19 protein-coding genes and 1 pseudogene are annotated in these 19340 nt (G+C 37.0%); 9 read left to right on the plus strand and 11 right to left on the minus strand.

Annotated features, from left to right (window positions below):
* Positions 1 to 25 precede the first annotated feature (25 nt).
* The 3 genes from argC to K5Q13_RS08785 form a co-directional block, all read right to left on the minus strand.
* Positions 26 to 1066, minus strand: a complete 1041-nt coding sequence (gene argC, locus K5Q13_RS08775) for an N-acetyl-gamma-glutamyl-phosphate reductase (protein ID WP_220741316.1) — start codon at positions 1064 to 1066, stop codon at positions 26 to 28.
* A gap of 146 nt (positions 1067 to 1212) precedes the next feature.
* The gene (locus K5Q13_RS08780; protein ID WP_220741317.1) at positions 1213 to 1719 is read right to left on the minus strand and encodes a YbhB/YbcL family Raf kinase inhibitor-like protein; all 507 of its coding nucleotides are present in this window, start codon (positions 1717 to 1719) and stop codon (positions 1213 to 1215) included.
* A gap of 1 nt (position 1720) precedes the next feature.
* Entirely contained in the window at positions 1721 to 2110 is a 390-nt protein-coding gene (locus tag K5Q13_RS08785) for a GTP-binding protein (RefSeq protein ID WP_220741318.1), read from the minus strand.
* A 97-nt stretch (positions 2111 to 2207) separates the two neighbouring features.
* Between K5Q13_RS08785 and K5Q13_RS08790 the strand changes: the two genes are divergently transcribed.
* From K5Q13_RS08790 to dld, 5 genes are all read left to right on the plus strand, one after another.
* Positions 2208 to 2504: a kinase gene (locus K5Q13_RS08790; RefSeq protein ID WP_220741319.1), complete on the plus strand. Its 297-nt coding sequence runs from the start codon at positions 2208 to 2210 to the stop codon at positions 2502 to 2504.
* A gap of 202 nt (positions 2505 to 2706) precedes the next feature.
* A complete protein-coding gene (locus K5Q13_RS08795; RefSeq protein ID WP_220741320.1) occupies positions 2707 to 3225 on the plus strand; it encodes a PadR family transcriptional regulator in 519 nt (172 codons plus the stop codon).
* A gap of 35 nt (positions 3226 to 3260) precedes the next feature.
* Positions 3261 to 3683: an OsmC family protein gene (locus tag K5Q13_RS08800; protein ID WP_220741321.1), complete on the plus strand. Its 423-nt coding sequence runs from the start codon at positions 3261 to 3263 to the stop codon at positions 3681 to 3683.
* 120 nt (positions 3684 to 3803) lie between these two features.
* Positions 3804 to 4484: a matrixin family metalloprotease gene (locus K5Q13_RS08805; RefSeq protein ID WP_220741322.1), complete on the plus strand. Its 681-nt coding sequence runs from the start codon at positions 3804 to 3806 to the stop codon at positions 4482 to 4484.
* Between the two features lie 228 nt (positions 4485 to 4712).
* Positions 4713 to 6398 (plus strand): D-lactate dehydrogenase, encoded by a 1686-nt coding sequence (dld, locus tag K5Q13_RS08810; RefSeq protein ID WP_220741323.1) that lies wholly within the window; start codon positions 4713 to 4715, stop codon positions 6396 to 6398.
* An 84-nt stretch (positions 6399 to 6482) separates the two neighbouring features.
* On the opposite strand, the gene K5Q13_RS08815 is transcribed toward dld, so the two are convergent.
* Both K5Q13_RS08815 and K5Q13_RS08820 read right to left on the minus strand, forming a co-directional pair.
* Positions 6483 to 7145: a potassium channel family protein gene (locus K5Q13_RS08815; protein ID WP_220741324.1), complete on the minus strand. Its 663-nt coding sequence runs from the start codon at positions 7143 to 7145 to the stop codon at positions 6483 to 6485.
* Positions 7146 to 7175: 30 nt separating this feature from the next.
* Complete coding sequence (locus K5Q13_RS08820; RefSeq protein WP_220741325.1) at positions 7176 to 8579, minus strand: TrkH family potassium uptake protein; 1404 nt, start codon at positions 8577 to 8579, stop codon at positions 7176 to 7178.
* A 305-nt stretch (positions 8580 to 8884) separates the two neighbouring features.
* On the opposite strand from K5Q13_RS08820, the gene K5Q13_RS08825 reads away from it, so the two are divergent.
* Genes K5Q13_RS08825 through K5Q13_RS08835 form a run of 3 tightly spaced genes read left to right on the plus strand, consistent with a single transcriptional unit; the run spans position 8885 to position 12536 of the window.
* On the plus strand, positions 8885 to 10441 hold the full coding sequence (locus tag K5Q13_RS08825) for an ABC transporter ATP-binding protein (protein WP_220741326.1): 1557 nt from the start codon (positions 8885 to 8887) through the stop codon (positions 10439 to 10441).
* The gene (locus K5Q13_RS08830) at positions 10441 to 11577 is read left to right on the plus strand and encodes an ABC transporter permease (RefSeq protein ID WP_220741327.1); all 1137 of its coding nucleotides are present in this window, start codon (positions 10441 to 10443) and stop codon (positions 11575 to 11577) included. The genes K5Q13_RS08825 and K5Q13_RS08830 overlap by 1 nt, the downstream gene beginning before the upstream one ends.
* 2 nt (positions 11578 to 11579) lie before the next feature.
* Complete coding sequence (locus K5Q13_RS08835; RefSeq protein WP_220741328.1) at positions 11580 to 12536, plus strand: ABC transporter permease; 957 nt, start codon at positions 11580 to 11582, stop codon at positions 12534 to 12536.
* Between the two features lie 107 nt (positions 12537 to 12643).
* Here K5Q13_RS08835 and K5Q13_RS08840 read toward each other — a convergent pair whose 3' ends face one another.
* The 3 genes and pseudogenes from K5Q13_RS08840 to K5Q13_RS08845 form a co-directional block, all read right to left on the minus strand.
* Positions 12644 to 13558: a lactate/malate family dehydrogenase gene (locus tag K5Q13_RS08840; protein ID WP_220741329.1), complete on the minus strand. Its 915-nt coding sequence runs from the start codon at positions 13556 to 13558 to the stop codon at positions 12644 to 12646.
* Between the two features lie 104 nt (positions 13559 to 13662).
* Positions 13663 to 13845 (minus strand): annotated as a pseudogene (locus K5Q13_RS09610) (ABC transporter ATP-binding protein); the annotation flags it as partial.
* Between the two features lie 24 nt (positions 13846 to 13869).
* A complete protein-coding gene (locus K5Q13_RS08845) occupies positions 13870 to 14766 on the minus strand; it encodes a helix-turn-helix domain-containing protein (protein ID WP_220741330.1) in 897 nt (298 codons plus the stop codon).
* A 112-nt stretch (positions 14767 to 14878) separates the two neighbouring features.
* On the opposite strand from K5Q13_RS08845, the gene K5Q13_RS08850 reads away from it, so the two are divergent.
* Entirely contained in the window at positions 14879 to 16087 is a 1209-nt protein-coding gene (locus tag K5Q13_RS08850; RefSeq protein ID WP_220741331.1) for an MFS transporter, read from the plus strand.
* 194 nt (positions 16088 to 16281) lie between these two features.
* On the opposite strand, the gene K5Q13_RS08855 is transcribed toward K5Q13_RS08850, so the two are convergent.
* From K5Q13_RS08855 to trpX, 3 genes are read right to left on the minus strand one after another with little or no spacing between them, the layout of a single operon-like run.
* Entirely contained in the window at positions 16282 to 17037 is a 756-nt protein-coding gene (locus tag K5Q13_RS08855) for an ABC transporter ATP-binding protein (RefSeq protein ID WP_220741332.1), read from the minus strand.
* Complete coding sequence (locus K5Q13_RS08860) at positions 17030 to 17929, minus strand: ABC transporter permease (protein ID WP_220741333.1); 900 nt, start codon at positions 17927 to 17929, stop codon at positions 17030 to 17032. Before K5Q13_RS08860 ends, K5Q13_RS08855 begins: the two co-directional genes overlap by 8 nt.
* Positions 17926 to 18930 carry a tryptophan ABC transporter substrate-binding protein gene (gene trpX, locus K5Q13_RS08865; protein ID WP_220741334.1) on the minus strand — a complete coding sequence of 335 codons (1005 nt, stop codon included), beginning with the start codon at positions 18928 to 18930 and terminating at the stop codon, positions 17926 to 17928. Before trpX ends, K5Q13_RS08860 begins: the two co-directional genes overlap by 4 nt.
* Positions 18931 to 19340 lie beyond the last annotated feature (410 nt).

Here is a 19340-nt window from a genome sequence, read left to right on the forward strand (position 1 = left end):
ATATCCTTGTTAATTAAATTGCTTATTAAGCATATTGTGCGATAAGTTGTAAGCCAGTGGTTTCGTCCAAATCAAACAGATGATTCATATTTTGAATGGCTTGGCCAGCGGCGCCTTTTATCATGTTGTCAATCACGCTGACAATCGTAAGATATTTTGTAACAGGATTATAAGTTAGACCAATATCCGCGAAGTTCGTGCCGACAACTTGTTTGATATCAGGGAGTTGATCCTTAGGCATAACACGAACAAAGGGCTTATCTTGGTAAGTATCTTCATAAATTTTTTGAAGCTTATCAGCTGTTGTTTCATTGTTTATTTTGACATAAGCACTGATGAAAATACCGCGATTGATTGGAAGCAGTGAGGTTGTGAATTGAATGTGATCAATAGTAGGTTGCCATTGTTTGAGCTGTTGTGTGATTTCTGGAATATGTTGGTGTTGGTTGGCTTTATACATGCTGAAATTTTCATTGACATTGATAAAGTGACTTGATAAATTCAACGATTTTCCAGCACCAGACAAGCCACTTTTAGCGTCAATGATGATGTTGTCCTGATCTAGTAATTGATGCTGAGCTAAGGGAGCTAAACCAAGCAGTGTTGCTGTTGCATAGCAACCAGGATTTGCAATATAGTGACTATTTTGCTGATAAAAATCAGCCAAGCTATAGTTCGCTTCATCAAGTAGTGACTGTGCAGCGGGTGTTTTCTTATACCATGTCGCATAATCCGGAGCAGTTAATCTAAAATCGCCTGATAAATCGATCACTGGAAATTTTTTGGCAATGAATGGCTCTGCAATGTCTTTAGTCACACCACTAGAGGTAGCAAAGAATACTAAGTCAGCTGACTGCATAATATGCACAGGGTCAAATGGTGTTGGTGTTATTTTATACATGGACTTTAGATGTGGAAATGTTGTGCTAATATCTTCTGTACTTGATGACGTGTTATGAATTGACACAACATGAACAGTAGGATGATTGTATAGTAATCGCAACAATTCAAGACCGCCATAACCTGTAATGCCGACAATGGCAACATTGATTGATTGTGTATTCATGTTGTGTCTCCTTATTTATTTGATGTTTTAAATATAAACCCTACTGTATTTAAATACAAACAATATGCAGAATAAACATGAATATAGTGTTTAAAATGTATAAAAATACATATATCAAGACACAAAAAAACACTTCCGAAGAAGTGTTAAGCTCGAGCGGGTAACTCTATAATGGCTATATCAAGTACATGTTTCTGACTTTTATGCCGTAACTCATTCAAAAAGAAGCCGTCCTTGATATCAAGTTCAGTATCTAACGCAAAAACTGTTAATGTATAATGATGTGTTTTATCTGGTGGCATGGGACCAATATAGGTTTGGTTCAAATTTGGGTCTGCCGGTGTATCAGTTGTTTTAACAGCATGCCACGTAGAATTTGTACCAAATACAGCATGACCAGTGGCCCGTAAATTTTCGGGAATGTCGGTGACTGGTAAATTAGCAGCCAACCAGTGAATCCATGGAAAACCAACAACAGGAACGGCATCATAGTCAATGAGGCTAACTGATAAAGATTTTGTACCATCGGGAATATCTGTGATGTTTACTGGGAAATTGACAGTTGGCATATCTTTTGTACGATATTTTTCAGGTGCATACTTGGCATACTTATCAGGGATAAGATCATTCTCTAATACGACGTTAATTTGCATATTAATCTCCTATTAACCTTTTCTTTGCTTGTGCGAGGTAGGTTCTAACATCGATACTCATGTCTTTATTATAAGCATGAATGTCTTTGATGGCAGTAATGATAATATCAGTGCGTTCATCAAAGTCAGTTATCTGGCTAATTTTTTGGTGAATGGTGCGTTCGAAACGATCGATGAATGCTTTTTGTAAAACCGATTTATTGGCACGCAATGTTTCTGCAGCTGCCATTTTACCCTGAATTTCTAAGTCTTTGATAGCTTGATTGTATCCAGTAAAAAATTCATCGGGATCAGTTGTGTTTTCCCAAGTAATCGGTTCTTCTTTGACTGGCGTAGTGTCTTCAACCACTACAGGTTGTGCTTTCTTTTTGAACAAATCAAATAGTGACATGTTTTCGCCTTTCTTTTAAAAATATTTATAACTTTATTGTACCGAACATTTGTTTTATTTGGTACAATAAATTTAACTTTTAAATCTGGGGAAAATGATGACAGCACGCAAAACAGTATTTAATGACAAGCAACGCATATTACGACTTTATTCAGCACTTATTAGCCATCGTGCCTTATCAATTGAAGAAATTGAAGATATGTTTTTTATTGGACGTAAGACTGTACAGCGTGATATCGCAGAAATTCGTGATTTTTTGCATGATTTACAGGTTGGTGAGCCAATACAATCTGAAATTGTATATGATCGTAATTCGAAGAAATATAAATTAACGGAGATGGAAAATCTCTTTCATGTCTTTGATAAAATTAATAAAATTGATGAGGAACAATAATCAAGTTAAGTTATTTTTGACAAAATAAGTTCGTAACAAAAACAGACTTTTGGTAAGCAATCACTAAAAGTCTGTTTTTTATGCCTATTAATTATTGAATAGCGAACTATGCGAATAGGTTCACGTATTCTTCAGATACCCAGGTATCAGTGGTTCAACGTAGTGTATAATAAAGCTAGCAAATAAATTGGAGGTAAACGTTGTGGTAATGAAAGGTCGAGAGATAATTTTAGGTATTTTACAAAATGGACCACATACTGGTTATGAAATAAATGACATTTTACAAACACGACTAAACCATTTTTTTGATGCAACGTTTGGCATGATTTATCCGACCTTAAAAAAGTTAGAACAAGAAAAACTGGTTACAAAGCAGCAAGTTGCACAAACTGATAAACCAAACAAAAATATTTACACAATTACGCCAACAGGAAAAGCAGTGCTTTCTAAAGCCCTGATTGAGCCAACTGCTGATGAAATTTTCAAATCTGATGTTCTGATGCGTCTATACTTTAGTCAAAATTTACCAGCATCACAGGTTGCAGAATTTTTACAAGAAGAAATCATACGTAAGGAAACGAAGTTAGCTGAGTTAAAAGCACAATTAGATCACTGGATGGACAGTGGTATGACTGACGTACAAAAAATCACTTTTGACTATGGTATTGCTTATTACACTGCAACATTAGAGGTATTAGAAAAGGCAAAAACGCAACTATAAAAAGAAATAGTTAATTAAAATAAGGATATTCTAAAATGACAAGAGAAAGATTGTATCATACTGAAGTTGAAAATGTGACGGGTCTATCTGGTCATGTCAAAACAGTGACTAGTGACGATCTAGATGTCTTGACCAGTGGACCACTTAATGACGAACCAGGTACCAATCCTGAACAATTATTGGCTGCATCATTTGCGACATGTTTAAATGCAACGATTGAGGCAGAAGAGAAACGTCGTCAACTGAAACATGAAAGTGTTGTGCGTGTCGGGGTGGATATGGGATACGATACGAAGGGATTTCAATTTTTTGTTCAAGCACAGGTGATAATTCCTCATGTTAGTCAACAAGAAGCAACAGACATGTTAGACATTGTTGCACAACGCTGCCCGGTTTCTAAATTGCTGGTAAGTAATGATAATGTCAATATTGTTTTAGTGGATGAATTTAGTTTTTGAATTAAGCACCGTTGTCTAGATTACTAGGTTTGAATGTCTTAAAATGCGTTAACATAACTTTAATATTGAACGTGTATAATTTAGCTACCAATTTGTATACTAATTGGTGGAGGATATCATATGAAATTTTCTAGAATAGTTAAATTCATCATTTTAATAGTTGCTGCAACGTATTTAATTCAAAATCCTGTAAAGGTTGCAGAAGGAAGAGCCTGGTTAACCAACAAAGTACAAGAATGGGTTGTGCTTTTAGACACAAATAATAGTAATACTGGCAAGTCAGGAACGTCAGGAGCCACGCAAGAAACTGTTAGTACAGATGACCATGGAACAACGCATTTAAATGGTGCAATATGGCCTAAGAAAACATTAAATGTTTATTTTGATACATCCGAAGTGAATATGCCAGCCTATGAATCAACATGGCAGCGAGCATTTGACAATTGGAATGCAGTAAAAATTTTGACATTAGTGCGGGTACAAAATAAAAATCAAGCAGACATTGTTTTAACTACTGAAGATATTAGCAATACATCACAAGCAGGTGTTGCAGAAGCCCAATTTTTGGTCAATCCGTTGAATGGTAAAAAGGTGATGACACATGTTGTAGCAAAATTAAATGTGCATTATTTGAACCAGTACTCAGAGACAAGAAAAATTAATACGGCTGAACATGAACTCGGTCATGCGTTAGGATTAGACCATGAAACAGGTCGTGCATCTGTTATGCAACCACAAGGCGCTGATTACGGCATACAACCTTCTGATATTAATCAGTTAAAAACGCTTTACCAAAATTAAAGAATAACTGGTTTGCGAACGAAAACCATCTCACAAACAACGTGTTATAGGTGATTAAGTGTGTTCAATTACTGGTTATTTTTATTTGCATAGTAATTCACAAAATGATAATTAATGCCATAAAAGTTCTTGAAATGTTTTTAAATCGACCTTTTTAAAATCAAAGTGGTATAGTAGACACATAATGTATTTTGAATATTTTCAAAATATAAATTTTGGGGGCATATTATGACTACTGTTCAAGAGTTGACAGAAATTGTTGGTAACAAGCACATCATTACTTCAGCTTCAAAATCATTGCGTTATCGTAAAGGATATCGTAGTGGACGCGGGGATGCTTTGGCGGTTGTGCTGCCTGGTAATTTGATGGAATTGTGGCAAGTACTAAAGGTACTTCATGCCCATAATACAATTATTATTATGCAGGCTTCTAACACGAGTTTAACGGAAGGATCAATTCCAGCACCAGGCTATGATCGAGAATGTGTTGTGGTCAACGGAACACGAATTAAGGGTGTACAGCTGATTAACCATGGTGAAGAGGCACTCGCTTTTCCTGGCACAACACTGTTTAAATTAGAGAATGCACTTAAACCAATTAATCGGGAACCGCATTCAGTTATTGGGTCATCAAACCTAGGGGCTTCAGTTATTGGTGGTATTAATAACAATTCTGGTGGTGCATTGATTCAGCGTGGTCCAGCATATACGGAACTAGCATTGTATGCTCAAATTGATGAACACGATGAATTGCATTTAGTGAACCATTTGGGTGTTGAATTGGGCGATACACCTGAAGAAATGATTAATAATCTCGAAAATCGTAATTTTGATATTGATCATGTGAAGAAAGACGATAAACGCGTTGGGCACAACCGTGACTATGAGGCACGCGTTCGGAATATTCATTCACATACACCAACACGTTATAATGCCGATCCAAACGAATTATATGAAGTTTCAGGTGCATCTGGTAAACTCGCTGCTTTTGCAGTGCGTCTAGACACTTTTCCAAAAGAAGGGGCTTCACAAGTATTTTATATTGGTACGAACGATCCTGCTGTATTGGAGAGATTGCGTCGACACATTTTAGCTGAGTTTAAAAACTTGCCTGTTTCTGGCGAGTATATGCACAAAGAGGCGTATGATTTAGCTAAAAAATACGGCAAGGACTCACTCCTTGTGATTGATACAATTGGTACCAACATGTTGCCATACCTTTTCGGTATGAAGTCAACAGCTGAACGGATACTCAGTCATATTCCGACGTTTAAACCTTATTTTCCTGATCGTGTATTACAGCATATAGGTGAAGTATTTCCCAATCAGTTACCAAAACGAGTAGAAGAGTATAATGATAAATACGAGCATTATCTTCAATTGAAAATGGTTGGTGACGGTATTGATGAAGCCAGGCAGTACCTTCAGAAATTTTTTAAAACAGAGTCAGGTGATTATTTAGAGTGTACGCCTTCAGAGGCAGAACGCGCTGCTACGCATCGTTATGTAACAGCCGGCGTGGCAATTAGATATCAAGAAGTATTTCAAAATCAAAAACTAGATATCTTACCTTTAGATATTGCATTGCCTCGTAATGAGTTTGATTGGTTTGAACATTTGCCAAAAGAAATTGAAGATAAAATTGAACATAAATTATATTATGGGCATTTTCTTGATCATGTTATGCACCAAGATTATATTTTAAAAAAGGGTGTTGATCCACACGAGTTGAAAGAAGAAATGTTAAAGTTACTTGATAAGCGTGGGGCGATCTATCCTGCAGAGCATAATGTCGGACATTTGTACCATGCAGCTTCCACCTTAATAACACACTATAAGCGTAACGACCCTACTAATAGCTTTAATCCAGGCGTTGGTTTAACGACAATGGAAAAATATTGGGGCAATTATTAATTAAAGTATACACAGAAAAACAGCAGAAACGTTAATTAACGTTTCTGCTGTTTTTATTTTAAGATGTATGGCGAAAATATCGTGCTAATTATTTGTCATTTGATCAAAATCGTCAACCATATCTTTGGGGCCAACAACGGATAAAATATCTTTGTCGTGAATACGATATTTGGAATCTGGCGCGACAATGACTTCTCCGTCATGACGTACCGCAATAACGTTCAATCCAAATTTTTTATGGATATTGAGTTCAGATATTGTCTTACCAGTAAAAGATGGGTTAACAATTTGGACTTCAGCCATTGAATAATCGTCTGACAATTCAATGAAATTGAGCATATTTGGTGCTAAAAGCTTTCGACCAATACGTTCCCCCATTTCGCGTTCGGGTTGTACGACAAGATCGGCACCGATTTTTGTTAGTACGCGAAGGTGTGTCCGATTTTCAGCTTTAGCAATGACATTTTTGGCACCGAGATCTTTGGCATTAATAGTGGCTAAAATACTAGCCTGCATGTTATGCCCAATTGCAATAACGACGTGGTCAAAACTGGCGATATCTAGTTTACGTAGTACATCGTCTTCTTGTGCATCAGCGATGACGACTTGAGTCGCGATATCTCGGTAATCATTCACATGTTCTTCACTAATATCAATACCGAGCACGTCTTGTCCATTTGCAACAAGTGTTTCGAGTAACGCACCGCCGAAACGGCCAAGACCAATAATGGCATAAGTTTGACGCATAATTTTTTCTCCAATTTTTTGACAGATAACTCAGCCGATAATAACAGATTCTTCCGGATATTGATAAGGTGCGTGATCACTATGAACGTTCAAAATAGAGAACATGACAGTATATACGCCGACACGTCCAATAAACATAGTCAACATAATAACACATTGCCCAAAAACATTTAAATGTGGTGTCAATCCTAGAGTGAGTCCGGCTGTTGCAAAGGCGCTAACAACTTCAAAAATGATATATTCTAGTCCATACTGTGAATTACTGCCTTGAGTTAACATGAGTAAAAATGATAACACACCTAAGAAAAGTAACGATACAAACACAAGTAAAAGGGAACGTGAAATGTTTTCATTTGTGAGACGTCTGTGTGCAAAAGTGACGTCCTTTTTTCCGCGCAAGGCAGCATGTGTTTTAAGTAATAAGACACCTAACGTGGTTGTTTTAATACCACCAGCTGTTGAGCCAGGTGTACCGCCGACATACATTAACATGATAGTTAAAAGAATTGTTGCTGGTGCCATTTGACTAAAATCAAATTGTGAAAAACCAGCAGTACGATATGAAATAGACATAAATAAGGTATTGGCTACACGATTAATACCGGAAAGATTTTTGGCAATAGCTAAATTACTCTCAGTGAGTTCAAATAATAACCAACCACCAATGATTAATGCGCCAGTCATGACAAGGGCCAACTTTGAATGTAGTGTTAACTTGTGCGTGCGAGAGTATAATAAGACATCACGCCACACTAGAAAACCAAGCGAACCAGCAATAATAAGTGCTGCAATGATAAGTAAAATCCATGGCTTATCGGCATAAGCCACATCCCCAGCTGGTAAAATTGTGAAACCAGCATTACCGAATGCTGAGACAGCGTGAAACACTGCATAAAACACGCCATGTTTTATCCCAAAATCATGAATAAAGAATGGTGATAACAATAGTGCCCCAACAGCTTGGATAATAGCTGATAATTTAATCACGTAACCAAACACTGCACGTGTATCATATAGACTTTCTAGACTATAAACTTCTTGAACCATCATTTTATCACGAAGATTCATTTGTCTTTTTGTGGCTGTGAATAAGAGCACGGAGAACGACATAAAACCTAGTGCGCCAATTTCAATTAAAAACATAATCACAATTTGACCAAAAACGGTCCAGTGCGTTGCAGTATCAACAACAGTTAAGCCAGTGACAGATGCTGCAGAAGTCGCAGTAAATAATGCATCCATAAAAGAATGACCCATATCACCGTTATAACTAAAAGGCAGCATCAAGAGTAAGGCACCCACAGTAATAACTGATAAAAATCCTAACGTTAAACGTTGTGGCATAGAGAGCCGTGAAAAAAAGTTGCGACGTTGGGATTGATTATGAAATTTTTTCATCTCCGCTGCAGTCGGGAGTTCTATTTTTCGTGACATGCTTCTATTATAACTTAAATGTTTGTTGGATATGTTGAAACGCAAAAATTTGTTACTAATGGTACCAGATGACAACGATTTAATTATTGCTATTTGTATTGTATTTTGTTTTTAGGTAAATCAAATGAAACAATTACAGACCAATAAACATGATATAATATTCCTTGAAGAAAAATCCCACGAGCAGTTATTGTTCGTGGATTTTTTAAAAAAATTTCAGAAAGTGGAAACGCGGTTTTGCGTGCGAGATTGTTTTAATAAAATAAATCAAGCTTGCTAATAAAATTCGCGCTCTGAGAAGATAAATGACCGAATCAACGCCAGTCATTGAAATGCGCCATATCGTCAAAAAATTTGGCGATTTCGCAGCCAATGATGACATTAATTTACAAGTCCAACAAGGTGAAATTCACGCGTTACTTGGTGAGAACGGTGCTGGAAAATCAACATTGATGAACATTCTAACTGGTTTATTGCAGCCAACATCTGGACAGATTCTGATCAATGGTAAATCAGTCGCAGTGGATTCTCCATCGAAATCTGATGCACTCGGTATTGGTATGGTGCATCAACACTTCATGCTGATTGATGCATTTACTGTCACTGAAAATATTATATTAGGTTCAGAGGTGACTAAGGGGTTATCGCTTGACACCAAAACTGCAGCCAAAAAAATCAAGCAATTATCTGAGCAATATGGTTTACAAGTTGATCCATATGCAAAGATAACGGATATTTCAGTTGGTCAACAACAACGTGTTGAAATCCTAAAAACACTATATCGTGGTGCTGATATTTTAATCTTTGATGAACCCACCGCTGTTTTGACACCACAAGAAATTGGTGAGTTGATTACCATTTTGCATAATTTAGCTAAAGAAGGCAAATCAATCATTTTAATCACACATAAACTGGACGAAATTCGTGCGGCAGCTGATACTGTGACGGTGATACGTTCAGGAAAGTCTATTGAAACATTCCCAGTAGCCGGTGTGTCGTCGCAAGAATTAGCAGATTTGATGGTTGGTCGAGAGGTTAGCTTCAAAACAGTCAAGCAAGACGTTGAAACGGGAGATACAGTACTTCGTATTGATAATATTGAGGTGCAAAATTCACGAGAAGTTACTGCTGTTAAAGACTTTTCACTGCAAGTTAAGGCCGGCGAAATCGTTGGTATTGCTGGTATTGATGGTAATGGACAAACCGAATTAATCCAAGCAATAACGGGTTTGACTAAAGTACAGTCTGGTGCTGTTATACTTCAAGGTAAAGATATTACAAATAAAAAGCCCCGACAAATTACTGAAGCCGGTGTGGGGCATATTCCTGAAGATCGGTTACGTTTTGGAATGGAAGTTGATATGACTTTGTCAGAAAACTTAGCATTGCAAACTTATTATAAGTCACCTTTGTCTAAGGGCGGCGTTTTACAGCCTACTGAAATTGATCAGGTTGCCAACAAATTAGTTAAAGAGTTTGATGTCCGATCAGCTGGGATTCAAGTGACTGCAGGATCAATGTCTGGTGGCAATCAACAAAAAGCCGTTATTGCACGTGAATTAAATCGTGATAATGAACTCATTATTGCCGCACAGCCAACACGTGGTTTGGATGTGGGTGCTGTTGAATATATTCATCAACGATTAATAGCACAACGTGATGCGGGAAAAGCAGTCTTGGTTGTTAGTTTCGAACTTGATGAGATACTAAACTTATCAGATCGTATTGCTGTTATGAATGCTGGTAAAATTGTTGGTATTGTTAATGCCAAGGACACAAATAAACAAGAATTAGGTCTGTTGATGACGGGCATGAGCTTAGCAGATGCGCGCGCAGCACTTAAAAAAGAGGTAGATGCCTAATGACTGCACAAAAAAATTCACTTTCAGTTGCATTATTTTCGGTTTTGTTTGGGCTAATTATTGGTGCCATCATCATGTTGGTGTTCGGATATAATCCCTTTTCCGGTTACACAGCATTGCTAAGCTCGGCATTTGGATCAATGCAAGACATTGGTAGTGTGTTGACTCAAATGACACCATTGATATTAACGGCGTTAGGATTTACAGTTGCGCAAACAGCCGGATTTTTCAATATTGGTTTGTCAGGGCAGGCATTAGCTGGTTGGGTTGGGGCTGTTTGGTATAGCCTAAGTTTCCCTGATATGCCTGCTTACTTCATGATTCCTAGTGCCTTAATTCTAGGTGCAGGGTTAGGCGCTTTGGCCGGTGCAATTCCGGGTTGGTTACGTGCACAGTTTGGTGCCAGCGAAGTCATTGTTACTATTATGATGAACTATATTTTGCTTTTTCTAGGTAATGATATTTTGCAAAACACCATGTCTAAAAATATTAAAGAGTCTGCTGAAACAACGAAACAAGTTGGAGCCAATGCTTCGTTACAGATTAAATGGTTGACTGACTTAACACAAGGTTCTAGCATTTCAGCAGGTATCTTCATTTCACTCATCATGATAGTTGTTGTATGGTTCATCATGAAGAAAACAACGCTTGGCTTTGAAATCCGTGCGGTAGGCTTGAATCCTGATTCAGCACGATACGCAGGTATATCAGCAAAGCGTAGTGCCATTGTTGCTATGGCAATTTCTGGTGGTTTAGCTGGTCTAGCTGGAACCATTGAAGGCTTAGGAAATTATTTGAATTTCTTTACACAAAACGGATCACCAGCAATTGGTTTTGATGGTATGGCTGTAGCATTACTAGGAGGCGGTTCATATCTTGGCGTGCTTGGTGCGGCTGCTATTTTATCAGTTTTGAAAATAGGTGGTTTAGGTATGCCAATGTCATCTGGTGTACCATTTGAATTGGTTGATATTGTAACAGCTTCAATTATTTTCTTTGTTGGTGCGAGTTATTTGATTAAATTAATGCAAGCACGTATCAAAGCGATGGATGAAAAAGCTGCCTCAACAGCTGAAGCAAAAAAAATAGCTAAAACAAAATCCGTTCAAGATAATAGTAAGAAAGGCGGTGAATAGAGATGTCATTGATGGCTATGTTCTCACTTGTAATTTCTAGTACGTTAGTCTATTCCGCACCATTAATATTCACTTCAATTGGTGGTACCTTTTCAGAACGTGCGGGTGTCGTTAACGTTGGTTTGGAAGGTATTATGGGCATGGGTGCTTTTGCTTCTGTGGTCTTTAACCTGACACTTGCTGATACGCTAGGTGCTGCAACACCTTGGTTGGGCTTAGTTGCTGGCGCTGCTGTTGGTGTATTATTTTCACTGCTACATGCGGTTGCGACAGTCACGCTTCGTGCTGATCATATTATTTCAGGTACAGTGATTAATTTGTTGGCCCCAGCGTTGGGTGTTTTCTTGATTAAGGTATTATATGGTAAGGGACAGACAATACCAATCTCTCAAGATTTTGGTTACGCTTCAATTCCTGGATTATCAAAAATTCCCGTTCTTGGACAACTATTATTTGAAAAAACATCTGGGCCAGCGTGGTTGGCTATGTTAGTTGCAGGTCTTTCTTGGTATATCATTTTTAAAACAAAGTTTGGTTTGCGTTTGCGTTCAGTTGGTGAAAATCCGCAAGCCGCTGACACATTAGGTCTTAATGTCGCACGATTACGCTATTCAGGTGTTATGATATCTGGCTTGCTTGGTGGTGTGGGCGGTGCAGTGGTAGCACAATCTATTTCGTTAAATTATTCAGCTAGCACAATTGTTGGTCAAGGATTTATGGCAATGGCGGCGATGATATTTGGTCGTTGGAACCCATTGGGCGCACTTGGTGCATCGTTATTCTTTGGGCTGTCACAATCTCTTGCGGTAGTTGGTGCACAATTACCGGGATTGAAAAATGTGCCTTCAATTTGGCTACAAATAGCGCCTTATGTTTTCACAATTATCGTGCTTGTTTTCTTCTTTGGTAAGACACGTGCACCAAAGGCTGATGGTGTGAATTATATTAAAGCTGCTTAGTGGCATCTGAATTTACTCAGTTGTACAAAATTAAATAAACAGCAGAACGCCCTAGAAATGGATACTTCCAATTTTAGGGCGTTCTGCTGTTATTTGATAGATTTAAATTATAGGTAGGCTCTTGTTTTTTCAACGATAGCGTCTGCAGAAGCTTTTAAGGCCGTTTCTTCAGTTGATGTTAACGGTAAATCAAATGTTTTGATGATACCACCACGACCAATAATCGCAGGGGTAGAAATATAACTTTGAAATTTCTCGTCGTAATGGGAGACAATGGCTTCGGTGTGTGCGTTGGATAAAACTAATTGAGCAAGTGAGACAGCGGCATGGGCAATTGCGAAATTAGTATATTTTTTGCCATTGAAAACAGTGAAACCACCAACACGCGCATCTTCTGCAACTTGGTCTAAATCAATTTGATAGGGCTCAACTAATGCTGTGATATTTTTGCCAAGTGCAGAAACTGTAGACCAAGCAGCAAATTGTGAATCACCATGTTCACCTAACATATAACCCTGAATACTACGGGGATCAACAGACAGTTTTTCTCCAAGAACACGTTTAAGACGTGCAGTGTCTAGATAAGTACCTGTACCGAAAACTTGGTTTGTGGGTAGACCGGTTACTTTTTGGTAAATACCAGTAATCACATCAACAGGATTAGAAATAACGATTAAGACACCATTGAAACCGGCATTTTTCAAATCAGTACCGACTTGTTGTACTTCTGGTGTATTTGCCTTTAGTTCTGTAAAGCGATCACCACCTGGTTTGATTAATTCAATATGGCCAAGCGCAGAAATAACAACATCAGCATCAAACAAATCCGCTGCTGTACCTGCATGAACAGTAGTGTGCTGAGCCAATAGACTGGCAGCATCACGAAAATCTAATGTTTCGGCTGCTAATTTTTCTGAATTCTTGTCCACTAAAACCAATTCATCTGCCAACCCTTGGGCAATAATAATATGTGCCACTGTTACGCCAACATGACCAATTCCGATAATACCAATTTTTCTCATGGAGCACCTCATTAATTTAAAATGTGTTATTAGTTAGATTATACACATATTTCGAAAAAAAGACAGCCACTGTTTCACGTGAAACAATGGCTGTCTTTTTTCAATTATGCAATAAAATACTTTAAAATGTGTTCTTCCGTCAATGCTGATTTTTCGTCATTGCGAACATCAAGCACGATGGCACCAGCATTTAAAATAATTAAGCGGTTACCATATTTTAATGCATCTGATAAATTGTGAGTAATCAGTAATGCTCTGAGATGGTTAGGTGTTACTGGTTCAGATGTTCTGGTACTACATGAAACAATATATCATAATTGTTTCATACGATATCGTTGGCTTAGAGGTAAATGGTACTGATAGATTTCTTTAAATACTATATAATCATCATGTTGTAGCGTTTTTAGTATTCTTATAAATTCATAACAGTTCGCTTCATCATTTTTTTGGTCTGATCCTAAATAGAGAAAAATAATCAATCTGGCAAAATCTATAGTAAGTTTAGCTGTAAAGTCAGTTATGGTACTGTAGCAAGAATTATCAGTTATTTTCTGAAAAGTGCTTGAGTTATAGTTAAAATTTGTGAGTTCAATCTGAACATAATTAAGAATAATACTAGCGACACTTTGTTCGATTATATAGGAATATTCTGTAAATCCTTTATATTTTTTATATACTTCATGAACTTTAGTCATACAGTTAAATAATCCTACTGGATCTTTTCTAAAAATGAAAATACCATCAACAAATGCTCTTAATTCGAATACTGACCAATATTTAGTTTCAGTTAAGTGGTTTTTTAATGGATAGGCAGGATCGATATTCATTTTTAAAGGATTATTACCAATAATATATATCTTGATGTACGCAATGGCGGCAAGAATCTGACTGTCTAGAGATGGATTTTTTCTAAATTCAGCATGTTTCTTCATTAACGTGTCTGTTTTTTTCTTACTAGCGTCATTATCAAGTTGACTTAAAATGCTATTAAACCAGTACTCTGAGTTGTTATAGTGAATAAATTGAAACTCATTTGGGGAGATCTCTAATCGTTTTAGAATGGCAAATAACTTTTCAGATTCAACACTGTTGTGTCCATTTTCAAATCGTGATGCGAAGTTTCTAGACACAATTCCCATATAAACTTCTTTTTGAGTTAGCCTCTTTTGTTTTCGAATTGTTTTAATCGTGGCCCCAATTGTTTTCATAAGTTATAACTGCCTCCGCTTATACCTAGTAACGTAAACTATACTACACATATTAACAAAATGTCTAGACATTTTTGATGATAAATTAGAAAAAAGGAAAGGGTGGACGATAATGTTCAACACAATTATAAAGACATCAATAATTAGTCTAATTTTTAATTTATCAATAACCTCTTTAAATTTTTTTTTCGGATTATACTTTCTGCAAATAACTCGGTCGGCTTTTATTTTTGGGACACTAACAATTATTGGACCATTGGTCAGCCTGTTACTTACACCAATTATGACCAGGATTGTAGATACAGTTTCACATAAAAAGATATTATTAATATCTCAAATCATTTCATTTGTATTTCTTTTAGTTTATTTGATCATAGTCAGTGAGCATTTAGATGTTGAGACGCTCGCATATGTCTATGTTTTAATGATTATTATCCGTGTCAGTGAGGAGTTATTTATTGTCACATTAAAAGCTTCGACTACACAATTAGTGGAAAAGCACAACTATCAAAGATTGAACGCATCAGTTCAGTCCGCTACTTCAGTCGCAAATATTATTGCCCCCGTTTTAGGTGGACTAGCATTCAGCTTACTCACATTGCCGTTTTTTATCTCTCTAATAATTTTTCTAGTTGCCGTGTCAATCTTATCCACAAGTACTCTAAAATTAGATGTCATACATAGGGTAATGGATACTGACAAGAATTCTTTTTTGACAATTATAAAATTTATCAAGAGTCGTCCAGAAATTTTATCTCTTGTTATTATTGCGATGTTTATAAATTTATTTGCTTCATCTATAACTATTGGCTTACCTGTACTTGTTATTAAGCAACTATCTCTGTCAAAATTGGTTTATAGTTTTTTGGAAAGTTTAGCTAGTGCTGCAATGGTATTAGGTGGCATCATATTGACTGTTCATACTATTAAGGATAACTTAAAAAGCATGTATCAATCGATGTTATGTTTTACTATCATCATTGTTCTGTTCGGTTTTCCGGAATTAATAACGCGTAATTATTTAATAATCATTGGATTTTTAGGGATATTGGTAGTTGTTTTTGGATTAATAGTTGTACTTGCCAATACTGCAATGACGACGTATTTACAAGTTGAAGTGCCGGAAAATAAGCAGGGTGGGATGTATTCAATCGTCAATGCAGTTTCGCAATTGTTTGTTCCTTTGGGAGGATTATGTTATGGCCTTTTGTTTGATCGCTTTGAAAGCTACCAAGTATTTATTTCATCCGGACTTGTAGCTTTCTTTATTATAATTGGATTGTTACTGCTAACGAAAAAAAGAATTGTTAAAAAGGTATAATTATGACGCCATATAATTATAGTTTTTATGCTTGATGACTGTTTTTTACCGTTTTTATATGACCAATTCCGATAATACCAATTTTTCTCATGGTGCACCTCATTAATTTAAATATGTGTTCTTAGTTAAAATATACACATATTTAAAAAAAGACAGCCATTACTTCACGTGAAACAGTGGCTGTCTTTTTTTAATTATGCAATAAAATACTTTAAAATTTGTTCTTCAGTCAATGCTGATTTTTCGTCATTGCGAACATCAAGTACAATAGTACCAGCATTTAAAATAATTAAGCGGTTACCATATTTTAATGCATCTGATAAATTGTGAGTAATCATTAACGCTGTGAGATTGTTAGTTGTGACTTGTTCATTGGTCGCTAACATCAGTTGTTCAGATGTTTTTGGATCTAATGCGGCAGTATGTTCATCGAGAAGTAATAACTCTGGTTTCACACGTGTTGCCATTAGAAAGCTGAGCGCTTGTCGCTGGCCACCTGATAGATCACCGGTAGCAGTTTGGAGACGGGTGTCTAAATTATTTCCCATTACTTGTGTGATATTAGCGTACGTTGCCAGTTTTTCTTTAGTTAAACCACGGCTACGTAAAGTACGTTTTTGACCACGTTTTTCAGCGAGTAGTAGATTTTCAGCCACCGTCATACGAGGTGCCGTACCCATTTTTGGATCTTGGAAAACGCGCGCAATGTAGTTTGTACGTGTAACGGCTGCTTCATTAGAAATATTGCGGCCATGGTGTAATAATTGTCCGGAATCAATATGTAAATTACCAGCAATTGTGTTGAATAAAGTAGATTTTCCAGCACCATTTGTGCCTAAAACAGTGATAAAGTCACCTTCAAATATATCAAGATTGAGTGATTTGAGTATTTGTACGTTGTCACCAACAGTCACAACAATATTTTTTAGAGAAAATACAGGTTCAGTCATGTGTGGTAACACCTTTCTTGATTACTGAGTCGAGCTTAAGTGCACGACGTAGACGTGGTAACATCATTGCAACGGCCAAAACAATGGCCGAAATAAGATTTAAATCGTTTGTTGAGAAACCAAGTCGTAGCACGGCGAGTAGCACCAGACGATATAAAATTGAACCAACAATAACGGCAACAAGGCGTTCATTGAGTGATAAATCACCAAAGGCCACTTCGCCAATAATAATTGAAGCAAGTGCAATGACGATAATACCAATACCCATGTTAATATCAGCGTAGCCATTATTTTGAGCAATGACGGCACCACCAAACGCAATCAAACCATTGGATAACATAAGTCCCATAATCGTCATACGGTCTGTTTTGATACCAATAGATTGTGCCATTGTCGCGTTGTCACCTGTGGCGATAAAGGCTTGGCCGATTTCTGTTTGTAGGAAGAATACCAGGGCAAGGGTGATAATTGTAATAATAATGAAACCAACAAAAACTGAGTCAAAATACTTTGGTAAATCTTGTAAAAATGCTGATGAGAAAATAGATTTTTGATTTAGGAGCGAAATATTAGCAGATCCCATAATCCGTAGATTGATGGATAGTGAGGCAGTCATAACAAGAATTCCGGCAAGTAAAATTGGAATACGACCTTTGGTGTAAAGTAGTCCGGTTATTAATCCAGCGAGAGTTCCTACAATAAATGCTACTAAGGTTGCCAAATAAGGATTGATCCCATGAGCAATCATGGATACGGCAGTTGAGGCACCTAATGGAAAGGAGCCTTCAACCGTCATATCTGGAAAGTCTAAAATACGGAAAGTTAGAAATAAGGCAACGCCTAGAACAGCCCAAAGTAGGCCCTGTCCAATACTAGATACAATCATACTCATTTGAATACCTCTCCTTTGGTTTCAGCATCTTTAATCATGCTATCAGGTAATTTTAAACCTAATAGTTGTGCTTGTTTCAAATTAACAACCATGTCACCTTTTGTAATTGTCTTGACAGGATAAGTTGCGGTATCTTTACCTTTCAAAACCTTGCCGGCCATAATGCCAGCTTGATAACCAATATCATATTGGCTGACTGAAATGGTTGCAACACCGCCATCTTTCACCATTGTATCAACAGCAGGAATAACAGGAATTTTATTTTTATTTGTCACGTTAATGAGTGTTTTCATTGCGCTTGCAACACCATTATCTTGTGGTGCGTAGACAACATCGACTTGACTAGCCATTGTTTCAGCAACTAATTGCATGTCATTTGTGGTCGAGATAGTGTACATTTTAACATCATAGCCGGCTGCTTGTGCTAGTTTGGCCATATTTTTAGCGTTGTATTCACCGCCATGATCTGAAGTTGTATAAATGATACCAAGTTTTTTTGCATGTGGGACAACTTGTTTGATGACGCCAAGGTGTTGTTCAAGCGGTGAATCTCCAGATGTGCCAGTGATGTTATTACCAGGACGTTTTGTCGTTTTAACCAAATCTGAACCTACGGGATCGGTAATGCCGGCTAAAATTACTGGGTCTGTACCATTTGCTGTTTTAGCTAAGGAAAGTGCTGCTGGCGTTGCAATACCTAATGTCAAATCAGCATTCTCGTTAGCGAATTTTTGTGACATCGTTTTTAAATTAGATTGATTGGCTTGTGCATTTTGGTAATCAATTTTAATTTTGTTACCGGCATAACCTTGTTCCTTTAAGCCTGCAATAATGCCACGATGAATTTCGTCTAATGCGGGATGAGTCACCAACTGCAAGATACCGATGGTGGGCACATAATTTTTCTTCTTAGCATCAGCTGTTGGCTTACTTGTGATAACAAAGGCAATGGCTAGGAATGCCACGATAACAGCAATGCTTGATAGTAGACGTTTGTTCATAGTAAATCTCCGAATTCTTTCTAAAATAAAATTGACCTTGGATGCCATACAAGGCTTTCCAAGGTCAAAAGAAAAGTCTGCACGGCATATTCCCATACAGACTCGAGTGTGTCACAAAATACGTCGGTATGGATAAAACAAATGTTTTAAACATCAGCTTTATCCGTTACCGAAAAGCTGATTTACCGACGCCACCAGGCATTGTTAAGTTGTGCTGATATATTTTGCATGATTATTCTCCGAGTTGTTTATGGATTAAGAATACTAAGAATTTAATGAGTTGTCAATAGTTAATCTGACATTTTTTGATAATGAATCAAATAAATAGATATGTGACGTAGTTATAGGCATCAAATTTTCATAACTTAAAATTTTCTTATAAGAAAATTTTGGGAACACGTCTTATTTTT

Origin of the sequence: Leuconostoc miyukkimchii (genome assembly GCF_019656055.1) — a bacterium.
In the GTDB taxonomy this organism is placed as follows: domain Bacteria; phylum Bacillota; class Bacilli; order Lactobacillales; family Lactobacillaceae; genus Leuconostoc; species Leuconostoc miyukkimchii.